Below are 10,250 nucleotides of genomic sequence, written 5' to 3'. Positions count from 1 at the left end.
TTGCCATCGCCAGCAAGCCGGCTCCTACAAGGGCTGGGGAGAGAATTGATTCGCCATATGTCAGCAGCTGTTTATACTGCAACCGACCACGCCGCACTCAGTTGCGCACAGACTAATTCCAATAACAATGCCCTTGCCCGCTCTCATCGAGATCGGTCCTGGCATGCGTATGCCTGATCACAGCGTCAAGACTACCGACAGAGACCTTGCGCATGCCACTCGCCTTGCTTGCCCTTGCTGTTGCCGCGTTCGGCATCGGCACCACTGAATTCGTCATTATGGGCTTGCTGCCCGATGTTGCCCGCGACCTCGCGGTCAGCATTCCCCACGCCGGATTGCTGATTACCGGCTACGCCCTGGGCGTGGTGTTCGGCGCACCAATCCTCGCGGTCGGCACCGCCAACATGCCGCGCAAAGCGACACTGCTGGGCATGACGCTGATGTTCATCCTGGGCAACATGCTTTGCGCACTGGCGCCGAACTACGCCACGCTGATGGCCGCGCGCGTGGTGACTGCGCTGTGCCACGGCGCGTTCTTCGGCATCGGCTCGGTGGTTGCCGCCGGCCTGGTGGCGCCGAACAAACGCGCCCAGGCGATTGCCATGATGTTCACCGGCCTGACCCTGGCCAACGTGCTTGGAGTGCCGCTGGGCACCGCGCTGGGGCAGTACGCCGGCTGGCGCTCGACGTTCTGGGCGGTGTCGGTGATCGGCGTGATCGCGGCGATTGCGCAATGGGTCTGGCTGCCTAAGAACATCGTGATGGAAAAAGCCAACCTGGCAAGCGAGTTCAAAGTGCTGGGCAAGACCAACGTGCTGCTGGCATTGGGCATGAGCGTATTGGCCTCGACCAGCCTGTTCAGCGTATTCACCTACATCGCACCTATCCTGCAGGACATCACCGGTGTCAGCCCCCATGGCGTGACCATCATGCTGTTGTTGTTCGGCGTAGGCTTGACGGCGGGCAGCATGCTCGGCGGGCGATTGGCCGACAGCCGCCTGTTGCCTTCACTGGTCGGCATGGCGCTGGCCGTGGTGGTGGTCTTGGCCGCGTTCAGCCAGACCAGCCATTCGGTAATTCCCGCGGCAATCACCCTGGTGTTGTGGGGCCTTTTCGCCTTTGCCCTGTGCCCGATCCTGCAACTGCTGATCATCGATCAAGCCCATGAAGCGCCCAACCTGGGCTCGACGCTGAACCAGAGTGCATTCAACCTCGGTAACGCAGCAGGTGCCTGGATCGGTGGGCTGGTAGTCGCCAGCGGTGCAGATCTTGCGGACCTGCCGTGGACCGGCGCCATGGTCAGTGGCTTGACGGTGTTGGCCGCGCTGTATTTCATCTACCTGCAACGGCGCAGTGCCGCTGCGGTAAATGTGCCGGGTTGATTATTTTTTTTGCGCTTGCGGATCAGGTTTTGCAGCCTGCTCCGCCGCGCTTTTGGGTGGCCCGCTCTCGCTGCGAATCTGCGCATGGCTGATCAATGCAAAGATGAAGCTACCACCAACAATGTTCCCCACCAGCGTGGGACCTGCGAACACCAGCCAGAAATCTTTCCACGGCAGCTCGCCAGCGAACACCAGATAGCCGACCTCCAGCGAACCGACCACGATGTGCGTGAAATCCCCCAGCGCCATGAGATAGGTGATGAGGATGATGATCCACATCTTGGCGCTCTCCATCGACGGGATCATCCAGACCATGGTGGCGATCATCCAGCCCGAGACGATGCCCTTGGCGAACATCTGACTGGCATCGTTTTCCATGACCTTGCGGCCGATATCAAGGAAGGCCTCGTCGGTCTTGCTGTCGAAAATCGGCAGCTCGAGCATGACGTAAGCCACCAGCAAGGTGCCGCAGAGGTTGCCCACCAGCACCACCCCCCACAGTCGCAGCAATCGGCCGAAATTGCCGAGCGTGGGCTTGCTCATGATCGGCAGCACGGCGGTCAGGGTGTTTTCGGTGAAGAGTTGCTGGCGGGCAAGAATCACCGCGAGGAAACCGGCGCAGTAGCCGAAACTGGCTATCACCTTGAAACCTTCGCCGTCCGGCAGTCGGGAGTTGAGCAAGCCCATGCCCATCAACGACAGGCCCATGGTCAGGCCGGCAGCCAACGCCGACCACCACAGCGCAGCAACGCTGCGCTCCAGTTCCTGATCGCCCTGGGTGCGGATAATTTCGTGCAGCACCGCCGCGCGTGGCGGTTGGTTCTTTTCGACTTCGTGCTGCTCTTTTTCCGAAAGGTCGGGGGTCTTGCCGTCTTTTTTAGTGTCCATGGAACTCCTGAACCGCTGGCGTGCGATGTAGTTACGACCCGCGCGGTTCAGATTCCGTTCGTCATCCACAAATTATTCGACGGCGCCTTCATCCTTGAACTGGTCCTTGACGTACTTGATCTCGGTCCGCCCGTGTGGCGCAGGCAATCCGTCTTCGCCCAAATTGACGAAAACAATCTTCTCCACCGTCAGGATGCTCTTGCGGGTGATCTTGTTACGCACTTCGCACGTGAGGGTGATCGAGGTGCGACCAAATTCAGTGGCGGTGATACCCAGCTCGATGATGTCGCCCTGGCGCGAGGCGCTGACGAAGTTGATCTCGGAAATGTATTTGGTGACCACGCGTTGATTGCCCAGCTGGACGATGGCATAGATCGCCGCTTCTTCGTCGAGCCAACGCAGCAGGCTGCCGCCAAACAGTGTCCCATTGGGGTTGAGGTCTTCGGGCTTGACCCATTTGCGGGTGTGGAAATTCATATGCACTCCTGAGCGCCTTGCCGAATGATGGACGGTATATTGGCAGACCCCGGGCCAGAGCTCTATTCGGGATCTTCTATAGCCAGTATTACCGTTCGCACATTGACCGACAGAAACCCTTTGGAAGATCAGCATAGCCCGCTATAATCGCCCCCGTTTCAAAACGGTAATCTTCACTTGCTACCGTTTTCCCGCCACCTGTCCGAGGGGCGCTGCAGCAGGCTAGACCTGTCAGGCTCGGATGGGGCGTTGCTTGGCCATCAACGGCCAGACACTAAACGCACAACGGCGCCCATTCGCATACATTACGAATGGAGACTCTTCATGAGCGCTGTTATCACGCCTGCAGATTTTAACGATTACAAAGTCGCCGACATGTCCCTGGCTGCCTGGGGCCGTCGCGAAACCATCATCGCCGAATCGGAAATGCCAGCCCTGATGGGTCTGCGCCGCAAGTACTCCGAAGAGCAACCGCTCAAGGGCGCGAAGATCCTCGGCTGCATCCACATGACCATTCAGACCGCCGTGCTGATCGAAACCCTGGTTGCCCTGGGCGCCGAAGTACGCTGGTCGTCCTGCAACATTTTCTCGACTCAAGACCAGGCTGCTGCGTCCATCGCCGCTGCCGGCATTCCGGTTTTCGCCTGGAAAGGTGAAACCGAGCAAGAGTACGAGTGGTGCCTGGAGCAAACCATCCTCAAGGATGGCCAGCCATGGGACGCCAACATGATCCTCGACGACGGCGGCGACCTGACCGAACTGCTGCACAAGAAGTACCCACAGGTACTGGATCGCGTTCACGGCGTGACCGAAGAAACCACCACCGGCGTGCACCGCCTGCTGGACATGCTGGCCAAGGGCGAGCTGAAAATCCCGGCCATCAACGTCAATGACTCGGTGACCAAGAGCAAGAACGACAACAAGTACGGCTGCCGTCACAGCCTGAACGATGCGATCAAGCGCGGTACCGACCACCTGCTGTCCGGCAAGCAAGCGCTGGTCATCGGCTACGGTGACGTGGGCAAGGGCTCGGCCCAGTCCCTGCGTCAGGAAGGCATGATCGTCAAGGTTTCCGAAGTCGACCCGATCTGCGCCATGCAAGCCTGCATGGACGGTTTCGAACTGGTTTCGCCGTTCATCGACGGTATCAACACCGGCACCGAAGAAAGCATCGACAAAGCGCTGCTGGGCAAGATCGACCTGATCGTGACCACCACCGGTAACGTCAATGTTTGCGATGCGAACATGCTCAAGGCCCTGAAGAAGCGCGCTGTTGTCTGCAACATCGGCCACTTCGACAACGAAATCGACACCGCTTTCATGCGCAAGAACTGGGCATGGGAAGAAGTGAAGCCGCAGGTTCACAAGATCCACCGTACCGGCGCTGGCAGCTTCGATCCGCAGAACGACGACTACCTGATCCTGCTGGCTGAAGGCCGCCTGGTTAACCTGGGCAACGCCACTGGCCACCCGAGCCGCATCATGGACGGTTCGTTCGCCAACCAGGTACTGGCGCAGATCTTCCTGTTCGGCCAGAAATACGCCGACCTGTCGCCAGCCCAGAAAGCCGAGCGCCTGACCGTTGAAGTACTGCCGAAGAAACTCGACGAAGAAGTGGCCCTGGAAATGGTCCGCGGTTTCGGCGGCGTCGTGACTCAACTGACCAAGACCCAGGCCGACTACATCGGCGTGACGGTCGAAGGTCCGTTCAAGCCGCACGCTTACCGCTACTGATCGGTTCTGCAGCCTGCTCTCCCTTGTGGGAGCGGGCTTGCTCGCGAAGGCGGTTTATCATTCGACATTAATGTTGTCTGACGCACCGCTTTCGCGAGCAAGCCCGCTCCCACATGGGGATGTGCATGTCTTCCAGGCTTACGTGTTTCCAAGGATATGACCATGTCCCAAGATCGTCGCTACAGCTTCGAGTTCTTCCCTACCAAGACCGATGCTGGGCATGAAAAGCTGCTTGCCACTGCCCGCCAGTTGGCCACGTACAACCCCGATTTCTTCTCCTGCACCTACGGTGCAGGTGGTTCGACCCGTGATCGCACGCTCAACACCGTGTTGCAGCTCGAGAGCGAAGTCAAAGTTCCGGCCGCACCGCACTTGTCGTGCGTCGGCGACAGCAAGGCTGACCTGCGCGGCCTGCTGAGCCAGTACAAGGCCGCCGGCATCCAGCGCATCGTCGCCTTGCGCGGTGACCTGCCTTCAGGCATGGGCATGGCCAGCGGTGAAATGCGCCACGCCAACGACCTGGTCGAATTCATCCGTGAAGAGACTGGCGATCATTTCCACATCGAAGTTGCCGCCTACCCGGAGATGCATCCTCAGGCACGCAATTTCGAAGACGACCTCAACAACTTCGTGCGCAAGGCCAACGCTGGCGCCGACAGTGCGATCACCCAGTATTTCTTCAACGCCGACAGCTACTTCTACTTCGTCGAGCGCGTGCGGGCCAAGGGTGTGAACATTCCGATCGTGCCGGGGATCATGCCGATCACCAACTACAGCAAGCTGGCACGCTTCTCCGATGCCTGCGGTGCGGAAATCCCGCGCTGGATCCGCAAGCAACTGGAAGCCTACGGTGACGATACCCAAAGCATTCAACGCTTCGGCGAGCAAGTCATTACCGAGATGTGCGAACGCCTGCTGCAGGGCGGCGCGCCAGGGCTGCACTTCTATACACTGAACCAGGCTGAAGCGAGCCTGGCGGTTTGGAACAACCTGAAGTTGCCGCGTTAAACACAGCAAGATCAAAAGATCGCAGCCTGCGGCAGTGCCTACATGGGAAATGTTTAATTCCTGTAGGAGCTGCGCAGGCTGCGATCTTTTGCTTTCAAGCACTTTTATTGTGCGGCAATCCACGGAGTTAGAGCATCTGCTGCCAGTTTCTGGCTCTTTCGCGTTTCTCGTCGTAATCTCAAGCCCATGCCTTTGATCACGCAGTTCGTCGCCCTGCTTGTTTTCACTTGCCTTAGCTTTGCCGCTAGGGGCGAGAAGCTGCGCATTGTCACCGAACCCTGGGCACCATACGTGTACGAGGAGAACGGCAAGGCCCTGGGGCTGGACTACGAAACCACCGCCATCGTCTTCAAGCGCCTGGGCATCGAAGTGGAATGGCAATTCCTGCCATGGAAACGCTGCCTTTCGATGCTGGAAACAGGTCAGGCCGATGGCGCGCTGGACATTTTCCATAGCGATGAACGCGATGCGACCCTGCTCTACCCCAGCGAACCGCTCTCGGAAGTCCAGTTCGTGATGTTCTACGCCAACGCCAGGCCCCATCCGTTTCGCACCCTCGACGAACTGCGCGGCCTGACCATCGGCATCTCTCCTGGCTACCTGTACAGCGAGGATTTCAGGGACTCGACCCTGTTCACCCGGGAGCCTGCGCCGAGCCACGAAGCGAACTTCGGCAAACTGGTGCGTGGGCGGATCGACCTGCTGATCACCGACCGCAGGGTGGGCCAGCATTTGCTCGACGAACTGAATATCCGCAACATAATTACCGAAAACCCCACTGTCATCAGTCAACAGAGCCAGTTTCTGGCGGTGCGCCGCAATGCCGGCATGGACTTGCTGGTGCAGCGTTTCGGCGCCGAGCTCAAACGTTTCAAGCGCGAACCCGCGTACGCCGAGCTCAGCGCCCGATATGGCGCCGCACCGGCCGCTACAATCAACGTCGGGCGGACCACGGCCAACACGGAAAAAACCGTTGAGCAGCAGGAAAGCGGCGCGCAGTGATTGCTCTGTTATACTCCGGCCTTCCCGCCAGGCTCACGCCCGGACGCTCGGAACCGTTCAAGGCATCTCGAACCCGCTACAGCGCAGCTTTTCAGCCCGCGCGAGCGCTCCAGACGAGCCTTCGTGACCGAAGCAGGACCGGACGGGATTGCGTTCCTCATAAACGCCATTCGCGCCAGGCAAGACTCCCATTGGGCCAAGCCCTAACTTAAAACAGGATTACTCATGTCCTTTGCTTCCCTCGGTCTCTCCGAGGCTTTAGTCCGCGCCATCGAGGCAGCGGGCTATACCGAGCCTACTCCGGTGCAACAGCGGGCCATTCCCGCCGTGTTGCAAGGTCGCGACCTGATGGTCGCGGCACAGACAGGTACTGGTAAAACCGGCGGTTTCGCCCTTCCGATCCTGGAGCGGTTGTTCCCCAACGGTCACCCGGACAAATCCCAGCGTCACGGCCCGCGCCAACCGCGCGTACTGGTCCTGACCCCTACTCGCGAACTCGCGGCGCAAGTGCACGAAAGCTTCAAGGTCTATGCCCGTGACCTGAAGTTCGTCAGTGCCTGCATTTTCGGTGGCGTCGGCATGAACCCGCAGGTCCAGGCCATGTCCCGTGGCGTAGACGTGCTGGTGGCCTGCCCTGGCCGCCTGCTCGACCTGGCCGGCCAAGGCAGCGTCGACCTGTCCCACGTGGAAATCCTCGTACTGGACGAAGCCGACCGCATGCTCGACATGGGCTTCGTCCATGACGTGAAGAAAGTCCTGGCCCGTTTGCCGGCCAAGCGTCAGAACCTGCTGTTCTCGGCGACGTTCTCCAAGGACATCACCGACCTCGCCGGCAAGCTGCTGCACAACCCGGAACGCATCGAAGTCACGCCGCCGAACACCACGGTCGAGCGCATCGAACAGCGCGTATTCCGCCTGCCGGCCAGCCACAAGCGTGCGTTGCTGGCGCACCTGATCACCGCTGGCGCCTGGGAACAGGTGCTGGTATTCACCCGCACCAAGCACGGCGCCAACCGCCTGGCCGAGTACCTGGACAAACACGGCCTGAGCGCCGTCGCGATCCACGGCAACAAGAGCCAGAACGCGCGCACCAAAGCCCTGGCCGACTTCAAGGCCGGTACCGTGCGCATCCTGGTTGCCACCGACATCGCCGCTCGCGGCCTGGACATCGACCAGCTGCCACACGTGGTCAACTTCGAACTGCCGAACGTCGATGAAGACTATGTGCACCGCATCGGCCGTACTGGCCGTGCCGGTCGTTCGGGCGAGGCGATCTCGCTGGTGGCCCCGGACGAAGAAAAACTGCTGAAAAGCATCGAACGCATGACCAAGCAGAAAATCGCCGACGGCGACCTGATGGGCTTCGATGCCAGCGCCGTGGAAGCCGAGAAACCCGAAGCTCGCGAGCGTCCGGACATGCGCAACCCGCGCAATCCACGTGGCCCGCGCGGCGATGGTCCGAATGGCGGCGGTGGTGGTGGCGGTCGCAAGGACAAAGGCAAGGACAAGGGCAAGGAAAAACCGGCGGGTGAGCGCGGTGAGCGTCCAGCCCGTCAGCAGAAGCCCCGTGAAGGCACCCCGGCCCGCGAACAGCGTCAGCCAAGCCAGCCGCCGCGTGCCGCAGCTGATCGTGCGCCGGACGAGTTCCTGGACGACGATATCGATAACTTCGGTAACCGCGTCGACTATGTTCCGCAGCAGAAACCGGCCCAAGGCCGCGGCCGTCGTCCGGGTGCTCCGGCACAAGGGACAGCCGCAGGCGCTCCACGTGGCGGCAAGCCGCAGGGCGGTCGCCAGAACGGTCCGCGCAACAGCGATGGCGCCAGCACCGGCACCCCGCCAGCCAAGCGCAGCGGTCCACGCAGCGGGGCTCCACGAGATGGCCAGGCCCGTCGCGAAGACTCCCGCAACCGCCGCCCGGCCCGTGACGATCAACCGCGTTCGGAACCGGCCGTGCAGAACCCGCGTGGTCCGGCGCCGAAGATCATGCACAAGGAGTCGAAGGCCGATCGCTTCCCGACACCTGAGCAACTGGATCAACTGCCAAGCCGTCCTCGTGGCGAAAAACCGGCATTGCTGACTCGTAATCGCTGAGTTATCGCTGAAATGAAAAATGCCCCGCATCGAAAGATCCGGGGCATTTTTTTGAGCGATACAAAACCTGTAGGAGCGAGCCTGCTCGCGATGGTCGTGAACGATAACGCGTTAAACCAGATGCCCAGCGGCGCCTATGGGTTTTTCGCGAGCAGGCTCGCTCCTACAGGGGTTTGTGTACGGCAATAAAAAACGCCCGCGCTCGTGAGAGCGGCGGGCGTTTTTGTCAGCGGCGAAAATTATTTCGCTTTGACACCTTCAAAGGTCACGTACATTTCAACTGCATCGGACGATGGGCCCAGGTCTTTCTGCTTGCCGAAATCGGAACGCTTGAGGCTGAAGGTACCCTCGAAGCCTGCACGGTAGCCGCCCCATGGATCCTTGCCTTCACCCAGGAAGGTAGCCTTGACCACGATTGGCTTGGTCACGCCAAGGATAGTCAGGTCGCCAGCCACGTCCGCAGTGTCCTTGCCAGCGGCGTTTTTGCCGGTTGGCTTGACGCTGGTGGAAACAAAGGTGGCTTTGCTCCCGTTCAGGAAGTCTTTGCTGGAGATGTGCTTGTCACGCTCAGCGTTGTTGGTGAACACGCTGGCGGTGTTTACGTTGAACTCGATCTTGCTGTCTTCAGGCTTGGCAGCGTCAAAGCTGAACTTGCCGTCGATGTCCTTGAAAGTACCGGTGATGAAGCTGTAGCCCAGGTGGCTGATCTTGAAGTCAACGAAGGCGTGCTGGCCTTCCTTGTCGACCACGTAGTCAGCGGCCATGACGCTACCGGCGGACAACAGGGCGGAACTGATTGCCAGAGCGGCCAGAGTCTTTTTCAACATACATTGTTTTCCTTTGGAGTCGAGGTTGAACTTCAGGCTTTGCGACCCAGCATTCGCTTGAGGGTCACATCACGGTCGATAAAGTGGTGCTTCAATGCTGCCAACGCATGGAGGCCGGAAAAAATTACCAGTATCCATGCCAGCCAGAGGTGAATCACACCGGCGGTATCTGCCTGGTCCGGTAGCCCGGACACCAGCGCAGGCACTTCAAACAAGCCAAACACCGGGATACCGACACCTTCTGCGGTGGAAATCAGGTAACCGGCAATCATCACAGCGAACAGACTGAGATACAGAAAGCCATGGCCGAACTTGGCGCCCAGGCGCGTCATGCGGCTGTAGCTGGACAGGGTCGGCGGCGGCGGACTGATGAAACGCCACACCACCCGCAACACCATCACACCCAACAACACCAGGCCGATGCTCTTGTGCAGGTCCGGTGCGTCTTTGCGCCAAGTGCTGTAGTAGTCGAGCCCGACCATCCACAACCCCAACGCGAATAGGCTAAAAACCGCCAGCGCCACACTCCAGTGAATGAAAATGCTGACCCAGCCGTAGCGGGAAGTAGAATTTCGTAGCTGCATTGCCCAGATCCCTGTAAGTGCTGGCCCAAGACTATCGATTTATCTATCGGATTAAAGCGGAAAATTTCGCTTTGAAATATCGAGAAATGCGATCAATAGCCTAAATCACGCGGGTTAAGGAAAGATTAAAGTCGAAATTGTGAAAAGAAGTGAATACAAACCAGAGAACACCTGTATCAAAAGGTTTATTCGATTTCTTGCCTCATTTTTTCAAGCGTAAAAAAAAACGCGGCCTTGAACCGCGCTTTTTTGTG

Annotated in this window: 9 protein-coding genes and 1 riboswitch; of the genes, 5 read left to right on the top strand and 4 right to left on the bottom strand. The window is 59.4% G+C overall.

All coding sequences use genetic code 11. The features are described from left to right. Window positions 1–212 precede the first annotated feature (212 nt). Window positions 213–1,382, top strand: a complete 1,170-nt coding sequence (locus PG5_RS12160) for an MFS transporter (RefSeq protein WP_020797420.1) — start codon at window positions 213–215, stop codon at window positions 1,380–1,382. On the opposite strand, the gene PG5_RS12155 is transcribed toward PG5_RS12160, so the two are convergent. Next, on the bottom strand, window positions 1,383–2,270 hold the full coding sequence (locus PG5_RS12155; protein WP_020797419.1) for a formate/nitrite transporter family protein: 888 nt from the start codon (window positions 2,268–2,270) through the stop codon (window positions 1,383–1,385). A gap of 72 nt (window positions 2,271–2,342) precedes the next feature. Beyond that, entirely contained in the window at window positions 2,343–2,747 is a 405-nt protein-coding gene (locus tag PG5_RS12150) for an acyl-CoA thioesterase (protein ID WP_020797418.1), read from the bottom strand. Window positions 2,748–2,945: 198 nt separating this feature from the next. Beyond that, window positions 2,946–3,048: riboswitch (S-adenosyl-L-homocysteine riboswitch) on the top strand. Window positions 3,049–3,071: 23 nt separating this feature from the next. On the opposite strand from PG5_RS12150, the gene ahcY reads away from it, so the two are divergent. The 4 genes from ahcY to PG5_RS12130 all read left to right on the top strand — a co-directional run bounded on the left by ahcY (window position 3,072) and on the right by PG5_RS12130 (window position 8,585). Next, complete coding sequence (gene ahcY, locus PG5_RS12145; RefSeq protein ID WP_020797417.1) at window positions 3,072–4,481, top strand: adenosylhomocysteinase; 1,410 nt, start codon at window positions 3,072–3,074, stop codon at window positions 4,479–4,481. Window positions 4,482–4,643: 162 nt separating this feature from the next. Beyond that, window positions 4,644–5,489: a methylenetetrahydrofolate reductase [NAD(P)H] gene (metF, locus tag PG5_RS12140; RefSeq protein WP_020797416.1), complete on the top strand. Its 846-nt coding sequence runs from the start codon at window positions 4,644–4,646 to the stop codon at window positions 5,487–5,489. A 186-nt stretch (window positions 5,490–5,675) separates the two neighbouring features. Next, window positions 5,676–6,491 (top strand): ABC transporter substrate-binding protein, encoded by an 816-nt coding sequence (locus tag PG5_RS12135; protein WP_020797415.1) that lies wholly within the window; start codon window positions 5,676–5,678, stop codon window positions 6,489–6,491. 225 nt (window positions 6,492–6,716) lie between these two features. Further along, the gene (locus PG5_RS12130; protein WP_020797414.1) at window positions 6,717–8,585 is read left to right on the top strand and encodes a DEAD/DEAH box helicase; all 1,869 of its coding nucleotides are present in this window, start codon (window positions 6,717–6,719) and stop codon (window positions 8,583–8,585) included. Between the two features lie 239 nt (window positions 8,586–8,824). On the opposite strand, the gene PG5_RS12125 is transcribed toward PG5_RS12130, so the two are convergent. Beyond that, window positions 8,825–9,412, bottom strand: a complete 588-nt coding sequence (locus tag PG5_RS12125) for a YceI family protein (RefSeq protein WP_008057034.1) — start codon at window positions 9,410–9,412, stop codon at window positions 8,825–8,827. A gap of 32 nt (window positions 9,413–9,444) precedes the next feature. After that, window positions 9,445–9,996, bottom strand: coding sequence for a cytochrome b (locus PG5_RS12120; RefSeq protein WP_020797412.1), 552 nt, complete (start codon window positions 9,994–9,996; stop codon window positions 9,445–9,447). Window positions 9,997–10,250 lie beyond the last annotated feature (254 nt).

The sequence above is a fragment of the Pseudomonas sp. G5(2012) genome, from assembly GCF_000408945.1.
GTDB lineage: Bacteria > Pseudomonadota > Gammaproteobacteria > Pseudomonadales > Pseudomonadaceae > Aquipseudomonas > Aquipseudomonas umsongensis.
The sequence above is the reverse complement of the archived record's forward strand: the minus strand, read 5'-3'. Positions and strand labels throughout refer to the sequence as shown.